The 17,235-nt window shown below is 70.8% G+C and carries 15 protein-coding genes; 1 reads left to right on the forward strand and 14 read right to left on the reverse strand.

The genetic code is table 11. The annotated features are described in order from the left end of the window. The 14 genes from QIT00_RS35495 to folC form a co-directional block, all read right to left on the reverse strand. Positions 1 to 299 (reverse strand): hypothetical protein (locus tag QIT00_RS35495; RefSeq protein WP_282539624.1); only part of this gene is annotated, 299 nt, incomplete at its 3' end. Between the two features lie 239 nt (positions 300 to 538). Beyond that, positions 539 to 1,330, reverse strand: coding sequence for a TIGR03936 family radical SAM-associated protein (locus QIT00_RS35500; RefSeq protein ID WP_282539625.1), 792 nt, complete (start codon positions 1,328 to 1,330; stop codon positions 539 to 541). Positions 1,331 to 1,466: 136 nt separating this feature from the next. Next, positions 1,467 to 2,612, reverse strand: coding sequence for a hypothetical protein (locus QIT00_RS35505; RefSeq protein WP_282539626.1), 1,146 nt, complete (start codon positions 2,610 to 2,612; stop codon positions 1,467 to 1,469). Continuing rightward, complete coding sequence (locus QIT00_RS35510; protein WP_282539627.1) at positions 2,609 to 3,163, reverse strand: GNAT family N-acetyltransferase; 555 nt, start codon at positions 3,161 to 3,163, stop codon at positions 2,609 to 2,611. Before QIT00_RS35510 ends, QIT00_RS35505 begins: the two co-directional genes overlap by 4 nt. Positions 3,164 to 3,289: 126 nt before the next feature. Further along, entirely contained in the window at positions 3,290 to 5,212 is a 1,923-nt protein-coding gene (locus QIT00_RS35515) for a TIGR03960 family B12-binding radical SAM protein (protein ID WP_282539628.1), read from the reverse strand. Between the two features lie 204 nt (positions 5,213 to 5,416). Then, positions 5,417 to 6,997, reverse strand: coding sequence for a CYTH and CHAD domain-containing protein (locus tag QIT00_RS35520; protein ID WP_282539629.1), 1,581 nt, complete (start codon positions 6,995 to 6,997; stop codon positions 5,417 to 5,419). Between the two features lie 50 nt (positions 6,998 to 7,047). After that, the gene (gene rodA / locus QIT00_RS35525) at positions 7,048 to 8,238 is read right to left on the reverse strand and encodes a rod shape-determining protein RodA (RefSeq protein WP_282539630.1); all 1,191 of its coding nucleotides are present in this window, start codon (positions 8,236 to 8,238) and stop codon (positions 7,048 to 7,050) included. Further along, positions 8,238 to 10,418 (reverse strand): penicillin-binding protein 2, encoded by a 2,181-nt coding sequence (mrdA, locus tag QIT00_RS35530; RefSeq protein WP_282539631.1) that lies wholly within the window; start codon positions 10,416 to 10,418, stop codon positions 8,238 to 8,240. The genes rodA and mrdA overlap by 1 nt, the downstream gene beginning before the upstream one ends. Beyond that, positions 10,415 to 11,089, reverse strand: coding sequence for a rod shape-determining protein MreD (gene mreD / locus QIT00_RS35535; protein ID WP_282539632.1), 675 nt, complete (start codon positions 11,087 to 11,089; stop codon positions 10,415 to 10,417). Before mreD ends, mrdA begins: the two co-directional genes overlap by 4 nt. A 5-nt stretch (positions 11,090 to 11,094) precedes the next feature. Then, a complete protein-coding gene (mreC, locus tag QIT00_RS35540) occupies positions 11,095 to 12,174 on the reverse strand; it encodes a rod shape-determining protein MreC (protein ID WP_282539633.1) in 1,080 nt (359 codons plus the stop codon). Positions 12,175 to 12,344: 170 nt separating this feature from the next. Beyond that, entirely contained in the window at positions 12,345 to 13,364 is a 1,020-nt protein-coding gene (locus tag QIT00_RS35545; protein ID WP_282539654.1) for a rod shape-determining protein, read from the reverse strand. A 314-nt stretch (positions 13,365 to 13,678) separates the two neighbouring features. Further along, positions 13,679 to 14,092, reverse strand: coding sequence for a nucleoside-diphosphate kinase (ndk, locus tag QIT00_RS35550; protein ID WP_282539634.1), 414 nt, complete (start codon positions 14,090 to 14,092; stop codon positions 13,679 to 13,681). A gap of 113 nt (positions 14,093 to 14,205) precedes the next feature. Next, the gene (locus QIT00_RS35555; protein ID WP_282539635.1) at positions 14,206 to 14,559 is read right to left on the reverse strand and encodes a DUF4233 domain-containing protein; all 354 of its coding nucleotides are present in this window, start codon (positions 14,557 to 14,559) and stop codon (positions 14,206 to 14,208) included. A 3-nt stretch (positions 14,560 to 14,562) separates the two neighbouring features. Then, complete coding sequence (gene folC / locus QIT00_RS35560; RefSeq protein ID WP_408909919.1) at positions 14,563 to 16,122, reverse strand: bifunctional tetrahydrofolate synthase/dihydrofolate synthase; 1,560 nt, start codon at positions 16,120 to 16,122, stop codon at positions 14,563 to 14,565. Between the two features lie 101 nt (positions 16,123 to 16,223). Between folC and QIT00_RS35565 the strand changes: the two genes are divergently transcribed. Next, positions 16,224 to 17,231 (forward strand): rod shape-determining protein, encoded by a 1,008-nt coding sequence (locus QIT00_RS35565; RefSeq protein WP_282539636.1) that lies wholly within the window; start codon positions 16,224 to 16,226, stop codon positions 17,229 to 17,231. The last annotated feature ends 4 nt before the right edge of the window (positions 17,232 to 17,235 follow it).

Below are 17,235 nucleotides of genomic sequence, written 5' to 3' on the forward strand. Positions count from 1 at the left end.
GCACGGCGGCGGGCGCGCGGCGGGGCGGCGCTCTCGGCGGGCTCGGGCTGAGCGGCGGCGGCCTCGACCTCTTCGGTCTCCTCGGCGCCGTCCTCAGGGTCCACGGGGTCCAGGGGGTCCAGGGGGTCCACGGCGGACGCGGTCACAGCCGCGGCCGGGGTCGTCTCGGCGGCCGCCGTGGGCGGTCCGGCCGGGCGGGAAGCGGCGCGGCGCCGGCGGCGCGGCGGCAGCTTGTCGCCAGGAGCGTTATTGGTTTCTTCGGCCTCTCCGGTCACACCGGATTCGTTCGGCTCAAGCATGCGGGCGGTTCTCCCGTCAGGCTCCCGGGCGCCGCGCCTTGCACCGGTGACGTCCGCGGCCGGCGCGCGATGCGCGGGGCCGCCGTCCGGTAGGCGCGGGCGCCGCACGGGAGCTCTCTTTGTCTGTCTCGCCGGTTCCGTACGCGATGTACGTACGGCCTGGCGAAAGTCTTGGTCGGTGGCGCGCGGCCCGACCCAGGTGGCTCCCGAGTACGAGGGCTGCGCTACGACGGACGTCCCTACGCGGAGCCTTCCGGCACCTGCGCTGCCGCGGCGGGCGATCCGGCGGCCCCTGAGCGATCGGCCGGGGCGGCCGGGACTGCCTCGCGGTCGGGCGCGAGCGGGTCGGTCACCGTGCCGGTCTCTTCATCGAATGGCCCCTGCGCCAGCCTGGTCACCGCGACGGGGACCGGCGGCGCCAGGTCGGCCACAGCTCGGAGACCGGACAGGACGTCGTCGGGTCGAACGGCAGGCGTCACGTGCCGAACAACCAGCCGCAGTATCGCACAGGGGTTGTCCACCGGCCTATCAGCTGATGGACGGGACGCCTGGAGAGACGCTACGGCGGCACGCGCGTCGAAACTGCGCATGCCGTTCTTCGTACGCCGCTGTACCTCGACCGACTCGGCCGCGAGGAAGGCCTCGGCGGCGCGCTCGGCGTCCTCGACGGGCACGCCGTCGAGCCTGAGCTCCCACACGGAGGCCTGCAGCCGGTCGGCGAGGCCGGAGGTGCGGGCCTCGACCACGTCGGTGACGTCGAGCCCGTCGGGCAGCGACTCGTCGAGCAGGTCCTTGAGCTTCACGGGGTCGCGGTGCTCGGTGAGGGCGATCTCCAGGTACTCGGCCTCGCTGCCGGTGCCGGTGGGTGCGGCGTTGGCGTACGACACCTTGGGGTGCGGGGTGAAGCCCGCCGAGTACGCCATGGGGACCTCGGCGCGACGCAGGGCGCGCTCGAACGCGCGCTGGAAGTCGCGGTGGCTGGTGAACCGGAGGCGGCCGCGCTTGGTGTAGCGCAGTCGGATGCGCTGCACCGCCGGTGCGGGCGGCGGGCCTTCGGGCTGTCGCTTGCCCAGTGGTACATCTCCTTGTGCACGGCTCGGCCGCCTTGATCCCCGCAGTGGCGAGGAGCATTCCGGCCGATGCCTTCCCAGCGTCGTCCAGTCCGGATCATCCCCGCTCGGGCGGGGCCACGTACTGTCCGGGACTCTCACCAAGAGTACGCGGTTCAGTGACCGCCCGTTCGCTCCGGGCCCCGGCCCGCGCATCGGCTCGTGTGCGGGCGGACTCGCCGAACAGCGCCCGCCGCAGATCCGCCCGTACCTGGCGCGCGGTGCTGCGGGCGGCGCCGACCGCCTGCCGCACGGTACGGGCGACGGGCCGCCACAGGCCGTCGCGGAGCAGGTGCCCCACGGGGGTGAGGACGTACCGGTACGTCCACCGCAGGAGTCCGCCGAGGAAGCGGCCGACGGCGCGCGACACGTACCCGGCGATCCGCCACGCGTGCCCCAACGCGGCCCCGACCTCCCGCCCGACGGGCACGAGCACCCGCCGCCACAGGAACCCCGCGGGCACGACGACGAGCCACGTCCACAGGAAGCGGACGGGCACGACGATCAGCCACCGCCACCCGAACACGACCGGCACGACGACGACCCACCGCCATACGAACGCGACCGGCACGACGACACCCCACCGCCACAGGAACGCGAGCGCCGCGCCGAGCGCCCGCAGGGTCCGGGCGACGCCGGCGCCGATCCCGCGTACGAACCAGGCGACGCCGTGTCCGAGCGGAGTGAGCAGCCGCCGGTACAGCCACACCGCGGGCACCACGCACAGCACCCGCCCCAGCCAGGCGAGCCCGCGCCCGGCTGGCACGAGCACATACCGCCACAGCCCGACCCACGGCCATACGAACAACGCGACCAGCGTCCAGCCGATCACGTCGCCGATGAACTTCGTGGCGACGGCGAGGAGTTGACCGAGGGGCGTGAGCACGTGCGCGTACAGCCACCGCGCGGGCCGTACGACCAGGGTGCGCAGCGTCCACACAAGGCCGTGGCCGAACGGGGTGAGGAGATTCCGGTACGCCCACACCCACGGCACGACGAACAGCGCCCGACCGAGCCGGGCGAGCGCACGGCCGAGGGGACGCAACAGGGCGCGGTCGAGAAACCGCCCGCAGACGACCAGCGCGTCCCAGACCATCCGCACCGGCACGACCAGTACGAGCACCACGATCCGCACCGGCAGCCGGATCGCCGTGACCAGACACCCCTCGGACGACGCGGGGGCCGGCGGCGGGTTGGGGGTCATGGCGCGCTTCTCCGGTTCTTCCATGCCATCGACGACGCGCCACCACCCGATTCGGATCCACCACCGCCCACCCAGAACCGCAACTTCCCGCCCCGCTCCCCCTCCAGCACACCACCGGCGGCCTCGATCACCTTGCGGGAGCCGGTGTTGGCGGTGTCGCAGGTGACGAACACGGGGTCGATCCCGAGGTCGAAGGCGTGCGGCAGGGCCGCCCGCAGCATCCCGGTCGCGTGTCCCCGCCGCCGGGCGGAGGGCCGGACGCCGCACCCGATGTGTCCGGCCAGGTCGTCCGGTGGCAGGAGGCGCCCGTGCCGGATCAGGATGCGGCCGAGGAAGGTGGCGCCGTCGACGTACCAGTAGGTGTCGGCGGAGTCGTCGGCCAGGACGGTGCCGACGTAGCGGGCGAAGCCGGCCGGGTCGTGCCAGGTCGGGGCGTGTTCGACAAGTTCCCGAGCGAGTGTCCGGCCGAGGAACTCCTCGGCGGCGAACTCGGTCATCGCCTCCAGGAACGAGGCGTGGAGGCGGACGTCGGGCGCGATGAGCTGAGGCATCGCGCCATTGTGCCGCCGGGGCGCGGGAACGCCCCGGCGGGCCGGGCTACTTGACGACCGTGAGCGGCAGCAGCGGAACATCCCCGCGTCGGCGGGGAGCATTACGGTCGCCACCGCAACGGTATGTCACTTCACCGTGAGCGGCAGCAGCTTCTTCCCCGTGGGGCCGATCTGGATCTGGGTGTCCATCTGGGGGCAGACGCCGCAGTCGAAGCACGGGGTCCAGCGGCAGTCCTCGACCTCGGTCTCGTCGAGGGCGTCCTGCCAGTCCTCCCAGAGCCAGTCCTTGTCGAGGCCGGAGTCCAGGTGGTCCCAGGGCAGGACCTCTTCGTAGGTGCGCTCGCGGGTCGTGTACCAGTCGACGTCCACACCGTACGACGGGAGCGTCTTCTCGGCGCACTGCATCCAGCGGTCGTACGAGAAGTGCTCGCGCCAGCCGTCGAAGCGGCCGCCGTCCTCGTAGACCGCGCGGATGACCGAGCCGATGCGGCGGTCGCCCCTCGACAACAGACCTTCCACGATGCCGGGCTTGCCGTCGTGGTAGCGGAAGCCGATGGAGCGGCCGTACTTCTTGTCGCCGCGGATCTTGTCCCTGAGCTTTTCGAGACGCGCGTCCGTGTCCTCCGCCGACAGTTGCGGGGCCCACTGGAACGGCGTGTGCGGCTTGGGCACGAAGCCGCCGATGGAGACCGTCGCGCGGATGTCGTTCTTGCCGGAGACCTCACGGCCCTTGGCGATCACGGAAGTCGCCATGTCGGCGATCTGCAGGACGTCCTCGTCGGTCTCGGTGGGGAGGCCGCACATGAAGTACAGCTTCACCTGGCGCCAGCCGTTGCCGTACGCGGTGGCGACCGTCCGGATCAGGTCCTCCTCCGAGACCATCTTGTTGATGACCTTGCGCATGCGCTCGGAGCCGCCCTCGGGGGCGAAGGTCAGGCCCGAGCGACGGCCGTTGCGGGTCAGCTCGTTGGCCAGGTCGACGTTGAAGGCGTCGACGCGGGTGGAGGGGAGGGACAGGCCGATCTTGTCCTCTTCGTACCGGTCCGCGAGGCCCTTCGCGATGTCGCCGATCTCCGAGTGGTCCGCGGAGGAGAGGGAGAGGAGACCTACCTCCTCGAAGCCCGTCGCCTTCAGGCCCTTGTCGACCATGTCGCCGATGCCGGTGATCGACCGCTCACGCACCGGGCGCGTGATCATGCCCGCCTGGCAGAAACGGCAGCCGCGCGTGCAGCCGCGGAAGATCTCGACGGACATCCGCTCGTGCACGGTCTCCGCGAGCGGGACGAGCGGCTGCTTCGGGTACGGCCACTCGTCGAGGTCCATGACCGTGTGCTTGGACACACGCCACGGGACGCCCGACTTGTTGGGTACGACGCGGCCGATGCGGCCGTCCGGCAGGTACTCCACGTCGTAGAACGCCGGGATGTAGACGTTGCCGGTCTTCGCGAGGCGGAACAGGACCTCCTCGCGGCCGCCCGGCCGGCCCTCGGCCTTCCAGGCGCGGATGATCTCGGTCATGTCGAGCACGGCCTGCTCGCCGTCACCGATGATCGCGGCGTCGATGAAGTCGGCGATCGGCTCCGGGTTGAACGCGGCGTGGCCGCCCGCGAGCACGATCGGGTCGTCGAGGGTGCGGTCCTTGGACTCCAGCGGAATGTCCGCGAGCTCCAGGGCCGCGAGCATGTTGGTGTAGCCGAGCTCCGTGGAGAAGGAGAGCCCGAAGACGTCGAAGGCCTTCACCGGGCGGTGGCTGTCGACCGTGAACTGCGGCACCTTGTGCTCGCGCATCAGCGCTTCCAGGTCCGGCCACACGCTGTACGTGCGCTCGGCGAGGACGCCCTCGCGCTCGTTCAGTACCTCGTAAAGGATCATGACGCCCTGGTTGGGCAGACCGACCTCGTACGCGTCCGGGTACATCAGCGCCCAGCGGACGTCGCACGACTCCCAGGCTTTGACGGTGGAGTTCAGCTCGCCGCCCACGTACTGAATGGGCTTCTGAACGTGCGGCAGAAGCGCTTCAAGTTTGGGAAAGACGGACTCGACAGGCATCACGGCGACCTTCGTGGGCTGGCAGGGGTGACCCTCTAGCGTAACCCGATGAGAGTCACCCCCTGCACGACGATCTCGATCACCCCGCATCGGCGGGGAGCAGAGGGCCCAGCGCACATCGCACTCGTCCCACGGCGGAACATCCCCGCACCGGCGGGGAGGCCGTACACCAGCTCAACGATCGAACGCGCTGCCGGTTACGGCTCAGGTGCGTCCGAGTTTTCCTGCCTCCGAGACAGTCGCCTCCCACCACCCGGGCAGCCCCGCCTCCGACCGTTCGGCGGTCCGTTCCTCTCCGCCGTACAGCAGTCCGTACGTGAAGGATCTCTCGCCCGCCGCGTGCGCCTGCCCGGCCAGATCGCGCAGTGTGGCCCGCGCCATCACGCTGTCCTGGTGCTCGCCGAGCCCGCTCTGCAGCTTCTTCGCGCGCTTGGCGAGGCGCTTCGCGGGCTTGCCGAGCGCGGGCTTCGCGGCCTCCGCCGCGTACCGGGTGCGCTTGGCCTTCTTGCGGGCCTCGTGCAGGGCCCGGTCCCGTTCGGTGCCCGGCTCGGCGGCGAGGGCCGCGTCTACGGCGTCGGTCAACCGCTTGAACTCGCGCAGCACGGCCTTCGTCAGCACGGCCTTCGGGGGCTTCGCGGCGGCCGGGCGCAGCGGCGGGTCGGCGAGCAGCGCGTCGACGGTGTCGAGCAGCGCGAGGTAGCGCCGGCCGTCGAGCACGGTGGCCAGCCGGCGCCGCGCGCCATCGTGGCGCGCCGCCGACCAGGTGCGCAGGCGTGCCCGTACGGGCCCGTCGACCAGTGTGTGCGGCAGCTCCGCGACGGCCTCCCGGAGGCGTTCGCTCAGCACTTCGCGGTCCCGGTCGACCCCCAGTTCACCGGCGAGCCACTTCAGCTCGTCGCCGACCGGGTCGGTGACGGACCGGTCCAGGACCTTGCGGTACGAGCGCAGCGCGCTGCGCATCCGGCGGGTGGCGACGCGCATCTGGTGCACCGCGTCCGGCAGATCGCGGCGCACGGCCGGGTCGAGCTCGACGAGGGCGTCGCGCTGGGTGCGCAGATACGCGAGGACGTGATCGCCCGAGGTGACGGGCGGCGCGGGCTTCGCCGTCCTGACGCGCGGCTCCGTGCCCGTCTCGGCGAGCGCGCGGGCCAGCTTGGACGCCGAGCCCGCCGGGACGACGCCCGCCTTGCGCAGCCGCTTCTCCACCTTGTCGAGGAACCCGGGGTCCCCGCCCTCGGCCAGCTCCACCTCGATCTCGGTCCACTCGGCGCTGCCGTCGCCGCCGGCGAGCCGGTCGGCCCGTACGGAGTCCACGCTGACCTCGGCGAGCAGAGCCCCGTCGGCGTCCACGAGGTGGCGTACGGCGCGGGCGGAGCGGAGCCGGATCACGGGGACGAGGTCGGCGTCGCGCACCCGGGAGCGGACGAGGTCGGCGAGGGCGCGCGGGACCTGGTCGGAGAGGGGTTCCTGGACCTCGTCGCGCACCCCCGCGGAGACGGGGAGTTTGAGGTGCCAGCCCGCGTCGTCCCCGCCGGTGCGGCGGCGCAGGGTGCGGGCGGACGCGGCGAGGCGGAGGTCGGCGGTGTCGTAGTAGGTGGCGTCGAGGTCGACGGTGCCGCGGTCCAGGACGGTGGCGACCCCGGGCACCCGTGTCAGATCGGGCAGCCCGGGGCCGCCAGAGGCTCCTTCGGTTCCGTCCGTTCCGTCCGTTCCGTCCGTTCCGTCGGTTCCGGTGGATCCGGTGGCTTCGTACTTTCGCTCGATCTCGCGCTTCGTATCCGCCATAAAACGAATTTAGTCGCGGGGCCCGCCCCTTGGCAGCCCCGCGACCCCGCTCACGCCGACATGGGCCGCTGCACCCGGATCGACTGGAGCAGTCCGATGGCGATCCAGACCGCGAACATCGACGTACCGCCGTAACTCACGAACGGCAGCGGCAGACCGGCGACCGGCATGATGCCGAGGGTCATGCCCACGTTCTCGAAGGACTGGAAGGCGAACCAGGCGATGATGCCTGCGGCGACGATCGTGCCGTACAGCTCGGTCGTCTCGCGGGCGATCCGGCAGGCGCGCCAGAGCACGACGCCGAGCAGGAACAGGATCAGTCCGGCGCCGATGAAGCCCAGCTCCTCACCCGCGACGGTGAAGATGAAGTCGGTCTGCTGCTCGGGCACGAACTGGCCGGTGGTCTGCGAGCCGTTGCCGAGCCCGGCGCCGGTGAGGCCGCCGGAGCCGATGGCGATACGGGCCTGGTTGGTGTTGTAGCCGACGCCCGCCGGGTCGAGGGCCGGGTTGGCGAAGGCCGCGAAGCGGGCGATCTGGTAGTCGTCGAGCAGGCCGAGCTGCCAGACCGCGACGGCACCGGCGGCGCCCGTGCCGAGCAGCCCGAAGACCCAGCGGTTGGAGGCGCCGGAGGCGAGCAGCACGCCGAGGACGATCAACGCCATCACCATGACCGAGCCGAGGTCCGGCATCAGCATCGTGATCAGTATCGGGACGGCGGCGAGGCCGAGGGCCTGGACGACGGTGCGGTGGTCGGGGTGGTCCCGGTCGCCCGCGTCGACGCGCGCCGCGAGCAGCATCGCCATGCCGAGGATGATCGTGACCTTCACGAACTCGGAGGGCTGCAGGGAGAGTCCGCCGACGTTGATCCACGCGTGCGCGCCGTTGATGGTCGCGCCGAGCGGCGTCAGCACGAGCAGCACGAGGAAGACCGAGACGCCGTACAGGATCGGCACGGCCGTGCGCAGCGTGCGGTGCCCGAGCCAGATCGTCCCGATCATCAGGGCGAGCCCGATGCCGACGTTCAGGACGTGCTTGAAGAGGTACGAGTACGGGTCGTCGCCGACGAGTTCGGTGCGGTTGCGGGTCGCCGAGTAGACGAGCGCCGAGCCGATCAGGGACAGCGCGATCGCGGCCAGGAGCAGCGGCCAGTCGAGCCGTCGGGTGACGGAGTCGCGGGCGAACAGCTTGGACCAGGAGCCCCGTTCGGGTCCGTATCCGGAGACGGAGAAGCCGCCTGCCATCAGTCACGCCTCCAAGGTGCCGGTCCGGCGAGTGCGGCCGCGAGTTCCTGCTCGGGCGCGGGCGGCTCCTCCTGCTGCGGCTCGTACGGCTTGATCTCGGGCGCGTCGATCGAGCCGTCGGGCTCGATCTTGGGCAGCTCGGACTGCGGCTTGGGCAGCAGCGCCGTCTTGGGGTCCTGGTTGCCCTCGGCGTCGAGGCCGTAGATCGCGTTGTAGATGTTGCGTACGGCGGGCCCGGCGGAGCCGGATCCGGTGCCACCCTGGGAGATGGTCATCACGATCGTGTAGTCGTCGGTGTACGTCGCCAGCCAACCGGTGGTCTGCTTGCCGTAGACCTGTGCGGTACCGGTCTTCGCGTGCATCGGGATCTTGTCGTGCGGCCAGCCGCCGAACCGCCAGGCGGCGGTACCTCGGGTGGCGACACCTTCCAGGGCCTTGTTCAGGTTGGCGATGGTCTTGTCGTCCACCGGCAGCTTGCCGTGCGACTCGGGCTTGATCTCCTCGACCTGCTTGCCGTCGGGGCTGATGATCGCCTTGCCGACGCTGGGGTCGTAGAGGGTTCCGCCGTTGGAGATGGCGGCGTAGACGGTGGCCATCTGGATGGGGGTGACGAGGATGTCGCCCTGTCCGATGGCGTAGTTGACGCTGTCACCGGCCTTCAGGCGGTTGCCCTCACGGCAGTTCTCGAAGGCGATCCGCTCGGCGTAGTCGCCGTCCTTCTTGCCCTGCTTGCACCAGGCGTCCTTGTTGGCCTCCCAGAAGTCCTGCTTCCACTGGCGGTCGGGGATGCGGCCGGAGACCTCGTTGGGGAGGTCGATGCCGGTCTCCTTGCCGAGGCCGAACTCCTTGGCCGTCCGGTAGAACCAGTCGTCGGGGTTCTTCGGCTTGTTGCCGCCGTCGGCCTTCCACTCCTTGTGGCCGAGGGCGTAGAAGACGGTGTTGCAGGAGACTTCGAGGGCGCGGCCGAGGCTGATCGGGCCGTACCCCTTCGACTCGAAGTTCTTGAAGCTGCGGTTGCCGAGGCTGTAGGAGCTGGAGCAGTTGTAGGTGCCGTCGAAGGGATGCCCGGCCCGGACGGCGGCGCTCGCGGAGATCACCTTGAAGATGGAGCCGGGCGGGGCCTGGCCCTGGGTGGCCCGGTTGAGCAGCGGGTAGTTGGACTTCTTGGTGGTGAGCCTGGCGTAGTCCTTGCCGGAGATGCCGCCGACCCAGGCGTTCGGGTCGTAGTCCGGCTGGGAGGCCATGGAGACGACGCGGCCGGTCTTCGACTCCAGGACGACGACGGCGCCCGAGTCGGCCTCGTACTTGCGACCGGTGATCTTGTCGGTCTGCTGGCGGGCGGTCTTCATCGCCTGGTTGAGCTCGTACTCGGCGACGCTCTGCACGCGGGCGTCGATGCTGGTGACGACGTTGGAGCCGGGCGTCCCCGCGTCGGCCTGCGTCTTGCCCATGACCCGGCCGAGCTTGTCCACCTCGTACGAGGTGACGCCGGCCTTGCCGCGCAGGTACTTGTCGTACGTCCGCTCAAGGCCGGAGCGGCCCACCTGGTCGGAGCGCAGGAACGGCGAGGAGGTGTTCTCGGCGGCCTTGATCTCCTCGTCCGTGACCGGCGAGAGATAGCCGAGGACCTGCGAGGTCCGGGCGCCGCCGGGTGCGGCGTAGCGGCGGACGGCGGTGGGCTCGGCGGTGATGCCGGGGAAGTCCTCGGCGCGCTCCCGGATCTGCAGGGCCTGCCGGGGCGTGGCCTCGTCGGTGATCGGGATGGGCTGGTAGGGCGAGCCGTTCCAGCAGGGCTGCGGGGTCTCGTCGTCGCAGAGGCGGACCTTGTTGCCGACCTCCTTGGGCGTCATGCCGAGCACACCGGCGAGCCGGGTCAGGACGGCGTCCCCGTCGTCCTTCATCTTCATCAGCTCGGTGCGGGACGCGGAGACCACGAGCCGCGTCTGGTTGTCGGCGAGCGGCACGCCCCGGGCGTCGAGGATCGATCCGCGTACGGCGGGGTCCACGACGCGCTGCACATGGTTGCCGTTGGCCTCGTCCGCGTACTCGTCGCCGTTGCGCACCTGGAGGTACCAGAGGCGGCCGCCGAGGGTGAGGAACAGGGAGAAGACGAGGACCTGGATGATGACGAGCCGGATCCGGACCCGAGGGGTCCTGCCCGTCTCAGGAATATTGCTCACAGCCGCTTGACCCCCTTGATGCGTCCCGCGCGGGCGACGCGCGCCTTGGCCGACTTGATGCGCAGCCCGCCGCCGCGCTGGCTGCCGATGCGCATCCCGGTGCCCGCGGAGAGCCAGCCGGTGGAGACTTCGCTGGTCTTGGCTCCGGCGCTGTTCTCGGCGAGCGGATCGTGCTCGGTGCGTCTGGCGAGCGCCATGATCGCGGGTACGACGAAGGGCGCGAGCAGCAGGTCGTAGAGCGTGGCGGTGAACAGCAGGCTGCCGAGGCCGACATGGGCGGCGGCGGTGTCGCCGACGAGGGCGCCCACTCCCGCGTACAGGAGGGTGGAGCCGATGGCGGCGCCGACCACGACGGCCATCGGGCCGGTGGCGGAGCGCAGTTGGCCGGAATCGGGCTTCACGAGGCCCGCGAGGTAGCCGATGACGCAGAGCACCAGGGCGTACCGGCCGACCGCGTGGTCGGCGGGCGGCGCGAGGTCGGCGAGGAGCCCGGCGCCGAAGCCGATGAGTGCGCCGCCGACGTGTCCGTAGACGAGGGCGAGGCCGAGGACGGTCAGGAGCATCAAGTCCGGTACGGCGCCGGGCAGATGAAGCCGGGCGAGCACGCTGACCTGGATGATGAGGGCGAGGACCACCAGGGTGGTGGACAGGAGCATCCGGTTGACACGCATGGGCCTTACTCCTGGTCGTTCTGGGGCTGCTGGCCGTCACCTGCGCCTGGATCGGCGCCGTCCTGCGCTGCTCCGTCCTGCGCCGCTCCGTCCTGCGCCGCTCCGCCTTGTTCCGCTCCGTCGGCGGGCGGCGCCTGGCCGTCCTCGCCCTGGCCCTGTTCGCCCTCCTCGCCGGGCCCCGGCGGGGTGACGGTGACCGTGACGGTCGGCGTGGGCTTGGGCTTCACGGGCTTGGGCAGCACCTTGTCGCGCGGGTCGGTGCGGGGGGCCTCGACGACGATGCCGACGATGTCGAGCTTGGTGAAGCTGACGTACGGCTTCACATGGACCGTGCGCGTCAGGTCGCCGCCGGAGGGGTCGACCTTCACGACCTCGCCGATCGGGACGCCGGGCACGAAGGGCTTGTCGGCGTGCGAGCCGAACGTGACCATCCGGTCGCCCTTCTTGACCTTGGCCTTGCCGTTGAGCATCTGCACGGCGAGGTCCCGGTCGCCGCGGCCGGTGGCGAAGCCCAGCTCGTCGGTCTTCTCCATGCGGGTGCCGACCGTGAAGTCCGGGTCGTTGGCGAGCAGTACGGACGCGGTGTTGGGGCCGACGGTGGTGACGCGGCCGACGAGTCCGTCGCCGTTGAGGACGGTCATGTCGCGGCGGAGGCCGTCGTTGGCGCCCGCGTCGATGGTGACGGTCCAGGAGAAGCCCTGCGCGGCTCCTATGGCGATGACCTCGGCGCCCTTGATGCCGTACTGGCCGGCGCCGGCCGTCTTCAGCATCTTGTCGAGCTGGCGGACGCGGCTGCGGTTGCGGTCGTCGCTGCCCAGCTTCGCCTTGAGCGCGGCGTTCTCCCGCTCCAGCTCGCTGATGCGGCTGTGCCGCTCGCCCGAGTCGCGGACCGCGGCGATCGCGTTGCCGATCGGGCTCACCGCGGCCGATACGCCGTTCTCCACCGGGCCGAAGACCGTGGCGGCGGCCTGCCGGGCACCGTCGACCGGGGAGTCCTCCCCGCCGCGGATGTCCACCGTGATCAAAGCGAACGCGATGGCGATCAGCAGCACCAGGAGCAGCCGGCTCTCTCGTGTGTCCCTCACGTGCGGCGGCCGTGCCTTCCTCGTCGGAATGGTTGTGCCTCTTGCTTATGTGGCGCCTGCGGGGGCGCGCTTGTTGTCGGCCGAACCCGCCCAACGGGTCTGGTTCATGCCTCTATACCAACGATCCGCCGTACGAAACGAAACTCTGTACGGCGGATCGTTGAACTACTTCACCTGCGCGGTGAGGCGTCGAGGACCTGCTGCAGGGCCTCGAACTCGTCCACGCACTTGCCGGATCCGAGCACCACGGAGTCCAGCGGGTCCTCGGCGATGTGGATCGGCATGCCCGTCTCGCGGCGCAGACGCTCGTCGAGGCCGCGCAGCAGGGCGCCGCCGCCGGTGAGGACGATGCCGCGGTCCATGACGTCTCCGGAGAGCTCCGGCGGGCACTTGTCGAGGGTGGTCTTGACCGCGTCCACGATCGCGTTGACCGGCTCCTCGATGGCCTTGCGGACCTCGGCCGCGGAGATCACCACGGTCTTGGGCAGGCCGCTGACCAGGTCGCGGCCGCGGATCTCGGTGTGCTCGTCGGCGTCCATGTCGTACGCCGAACCGATGGTGATCTTGATCTGCTCGGCGGTGCGCTCGCCGAGGAGGAGGCTGTACTCCTTCTTGATGTGCTGGATGATCGCGTTGTCCAGCTCGTCCCCCGCGACGCGGATCGACTGCGCTGTGACGATTCCTCCGAGGGAGATCACGGCGACCTCGGTGGTGCCGCCGCCGATGTCCACCACCATGTTGCCCGTGGCCTCGTGGACCGGGAGGCCCGAGCCGATCGCCGCGGCCATCGGCTCCTCGATGATGTGCACCTGACGGGCACCGGCCTGCGTGGAGGCCTCGATGACCGCGCGGCGCTCGACGCCGGTGATGCCGGAGGGGACACAGACCACGACGCGCGGCCGGGCCAGATAACGGCGCTTGTGGATCTTGAGGATGAAGTAGCGGAGCATCCGCTCGGTGATCTCGAAGTCGGCGATCACGCCGTCCTTCAGAGGACGGACCGCGACGATGTTGCCAGGGGTGCGGCCGATCATCTTCTTCGCCTCAGCGCCGACCGCCAGGATGCCGCCCGTGTTCGTGTTGATGGCGACGACGGAAGGTTCGTTGAGTACGATGCCGCGGCCCCTGACGTACACCAGCGTGTTGGCGGTCCCGAGGTCGACAGCCATGTCACGGCCGATGAACGACATGTTGGTTCCCATCAGGAGCGTCTGGCCTTCCCAAAGTCGAGCGTCAATGGCTTTGTCAGGTCGGCGAGGTGGGTGCTGTGGCGTGAAGGCTTACATCGTAGTCTCGCCTGCACGGACACGGCGCGAGGGTCTCCGCCATTGTCAGCAGAACACTCGCCGCCCCGCTAATGGGGACGAGCCGACGGAAGGATGCGTTCCCCCGATTGGCTTGCATATGCCAAGGGGCGGCGCGCAATTCGCGGCCGCCCCTTGGTTCCAGCCAAGATCCTGACACCGAGTCAGCAAACGGTACGTCAGAAACTCGTACCGGCGGCTCAGACCAGCGAGGGGAAGAAGATCTTCAGCTCGCGCTCCGCGGACTCCTCCGAGTCCGAGGCGTGGATGAGGTTCTCGCGCACGATCGTGCCGAAGTCACCGCGGATCGAACCGGGTGCGGCGGCGATCGGGTCGGTCGGACCGGCGAGCGCGCGCACGCCCTCGATGACCCGCTCGCCCTCGACGACCAGGGCGACGACGGGGCCGGACGACATGAACGCGACCAGCGGCTCGTAGAAGGGCTTGCCCTTGTGCTCGCCGTAGTGCTGCTCCAGGACGTCCTGGCCGAGGGTGCGCAGCTCAAGCGCACTGATGGTCCAGTCCGCCTTGCGCTCGATGCGGCCGATGATCTCGCCGATCAGACCACGGCGTACGGCGTCGGGCTTGAGCAGGACGAGGGTGCGCTGGCTCACGGTGTCGGCTCCTTCAAGTGCAAATACGGGAGAGCGGTACGCAGAGGCTACAGGGCCACGAGCAGCAGCGGTTACTCAGCGTCAAGCCCGCCGCAGGGCCCTCCCCTCGCGGGCTACGCCGGGTCCGCGCCCGCCTCCTGCTGGGCGGCGAACCGGGCCTTGGCCTCGTCGACCTTGCGGCCGAAGTGCACCGAGCACCACCACAGGGCGGCGAAGCAGGCGCCGAGGAAGAACATCGTGGGCACGATGAACCCGGCGAGGACCAGGCCGATCTGCAGGGCCCAGCCGAGCTGCACCCCGCCGGGCCGCGTGACCATGCCGCACAGCAGCACCGACAGCGCCATGGCGATACCGCAGACCGTCCAGACCGTGCCCATCGTCAGGTCCGGGTTCTTCATCGCCACGAGACCGGCGAAGCCGATGATGAAGAACTCGCCGATCAGCGTGGACGAACAGAGCGTGCGCATGGGTCAGCCCCTCCCCAGGAGCAGTCGGGCCTCGCCGACGGTGATGACGGAACCGGTGACGAGGACGCCGCCACCGGCGTACTCCCCCTCCTCCTCGGCGAGGGTGATCGCGGCCTCGATGGCGTCGTCCAGGCGCGGCTCGACCTGCACGCGCTCGTCACCGAAGACCTCGACGGCGACCGCGGCCAGGGCGTCCGTGTCCATCGCGCGGTGGCTGGAGTTCTGCGTGACGACGATCTCCGCGAAGATCGGCTCGAAGGCCTCGAGCAGTCCGCGTACGTCCTTGTCCCCGCTCGCGCCGACCACGCCGACCAGGCGGCTGAGGCCGAAGGCCTCGCTGATCGCCTCGGCCGTGGCGCGGGCGCCGGCCGGGTTGTGCGCGGCGTCCAGGATGACCGTCGGCGACTTGCGGACGACCTCCAGGCGGCCCGGCGAGACGACCGAGGCGAAGGCGCGGCGCACCACCTCGATGTCCAGCGGCTCGGCGCGCTGCGCGCCGACCCCGAAGAACGCCTCGACCGCGGCGAGCGCCACCGCGGCGTTGTGCGCCTGGTACGCGCCGTGCAGCGGCAGGAAGATCTCGGTGTACTCGGTGGCCGCACCGCCGAGTCCGCGCAGCGTCACCAGCTGGCCGCCGACGGCGATCTGCCGGGAGACGACGCCGAACTCCATGCCCTCGCGGGCCACCGTGGCGTTGACCTCGACGGCCTTCTTCAGGAGCACCTGCGCGGCGTCCACCGGCTGCTGGGCGAGGATCACCGTGGCGTCCTGCTTGATGACGCCGGACTTCTCCCCCGCGATCTCGCCGGGCGTCTCGCCCAGGCGGTCCGTGTGGTCCAGGTCGATGGGGGTGATCACGGCGACGTCGGCGTCGATGACGTTCGTCGCGTCCCAGGTGCCGCCCATGCCGACCTCGACCACCGCGACGTCCACCGGGGCGTCCGCGAACGCGGCGTACGCCATGCCCGTGAGCACCTCGAAGAACGAGAGGCGGTAGTCCTCCTGGGCGTCGACCATCTCGACATACGGCTTGATGTCCTGGTACGTCTCGATGAAGCGCTCGGCCGACATCGGGGCGCCGTCCAGGCTGATCCGCTCGGTGATCGACTGGACGTGGGGCGAGGTGTACCGCCCCGTGCGGAGCTCGAACGCGCCGAGCAGGGCCTCGATCATGCGGGCCGTGGACGTCTTGCCGTTGGTGCCGGTCAGGTGGATCGACGGGTACGCCCGCTGCGGGTCGCCGAGGACGTCCATCAGGGCCTGGATGCGGCGCACCGACGGGTCCAGCTTGGTCTCGCCCCAGCGGGTGGCGAGCTCGGCCTCCACCTCGCGCAGCGCCCGGTCCACCTCGGGGTCCTCGGGGCGCGCCGGGACCTCGGCCTGCGGCGGGGCCGTCTGGGCGCGCAGGGTGCGGCTGCCGGCCTCGATCACCGCGAGGTCGGGGTCTCGGTTGGTCTCTTCCTCGACGATGCCGTCGAAGGCGTCGGGCTCGCGCTCCTCGTCGTCGAAGGAGTCGGGTTCGCTGTCGTCGCTCGGGCCGCCGTGCGGGGGGAGGTCGCTCACGCCCTCCAGTCTACGGAGCGGGTGTGACAGGACGTTCGACCCGCCCGGTTCGGGACGTTCGGCCCGCCGGTCCGCGGATTCGCCGGGCAGACTTGGCGATCATGGACATAGGCATCGACCTCGGCACCGCCAACACCCTGCTCTACGCCCGCGGCCAGGGCATCGTGCTCAACGAACCCTCGGTCGTGGCCGTCCGCGAGGGCAGCCGCTCCGCGCTCGCGGTCGGCACGGAGGCCAAGGAGACCATCGGCCGCACGCCGGGGTCGATCACTGCGATCCGCCCTTTGCGGGACGGCGTGATCAGCGACTTCGAGGCCGCCGAGGAGATGATCCGGCACTTCGTCCGCAAGGCCGTACCGGGCCGCCGCCCACGAATCCGCCTGGTCGTCTGCGTGCCCAGCGGGGTCACGCCGGTCGAGCGGCGCGCGATCGTGCACGCCGCGCAGCGGGCCGGGGCGCGGGCCGTGCACCTGATCGAGGAGCCGATGGCCGCGGCGATCGGGGCGGGCCTGCCGGTGTCCGAGCCGCGCGGCTCGATGGTCGTGGACATCGGCGGCGGCACCGCCGAGGTCGCCGTGATCTCCCTCGGCGGGATCGTCACCGCCCAGTCCCTGCGGGTCGGCGGCCACCGTCTGGACGCCGCGATCACCGACTACGTACGCAAGGAACACGGGCTGCTCATCGGCGAGCGCACCGCCGAGGACATCAAGGTCGCCATCGGCTCGGCCTGGCCGGTGCCGGGCGCGGACGCCTTCGAGATGCGGTCGTACCCGGTCCGCGGGCGGGAGAAGGTCCGCGGCCTGCCGAAGACCGTCGACCTGACGGTGAAGGAGGTGCGGGCCGCCCTGGACGAGCCGGTCGAGGCGGTCATCACGGCCGTACGGGCCACGCTGGAGGACTGCCCGCCCGAGCTGTCCGGCGACGTCATGGAGCACGGCATCGTGCTGACCGGCGGCGGCGCCCTGCTGCCCGGCCTCGACCTGCGCCTCGCCTCGGCCACGGGCATCCCGGTCGTCGTGGCCGACGATCCGCTGGACTCGGTGGCCCTGGGCTGCGGCAAGTGCGTGGAGGACTTCGACGCGCTGCAGCGGCTGATGACGGCCGCCTGAGCCC

The sequence above is a fragment of the Streptomyces luteolus genome (genome assembly GCF_029968015.1).
GTDB lineage: Bacteria > Actinomycetota > Actinomycetes > Streptomycetales > Streptomycetaceae > Streptomyces > Streptomyces luteolus.

Coding starts and splice junctions, on each gene's coding strand:
- QIT00_RS35515 (WP_282539628.1), bottom strand. CDS start 5,212: ATGCCTGTCGAGTCCGTCTTTCCCAAACTTGAAGCGCTTCTGCCGCAC.
- QIT00_RS35510 (WP_282539627.1), bottom strand. CDS start 3,163: ATGCCTCAGCTCATCGCGCCCGACGTCCGCCTCCACGCCTCGTTCCTG.
- QIT00_RS35555 (WP_282539635.1), bottom strand. CDS start 14,559: ATGCGCACGCTCTGTTCGTCCACGCTGATCGGCGAGTTCTTCATCATC.
- rodA (WP_282539630.1), bottom strand. CDS start 8,238: ATGGCAGGCGGCTTCTCCGTCTCCGGATACGGACCCGAACGGGGCTCC.
- QIT00_RS35505 (WP_282539626.1), bottom strand. CDS start 2,612: ATGACCCCCAACCCGCCGCCGGCCCCCGCGTCGTCCGAGGGGTGTCTG.
- QIT00_RS35520 (WP_282539629.1), bottom strand. CDS start 6,997: ATGGCGGATACGAAGCGCGAGATCGAGCGAAAGTACGAAGCCACCGGA.
- QIT00_RS35545 (WP_282539654.1), bottom strand. CDS start 13,364: ATGTCGTTCATCGGCCGTGACATGGCTGTCGACCTCGGGACCGCCAAC.
- QIT00_RS35565 (WP_282539636.1), top strand. CDS start 16,224: ATGGACATAGGCATCGACCTCGGCACCGCCAACACCCTGCTCTACGCC.
- mreD (WP_282539632.1), bottom strand. CDS start 11,089: ATGCGTGTCAACCGGATGCTCCTGTCCACCACCCTGGTGGTCCTCGCC.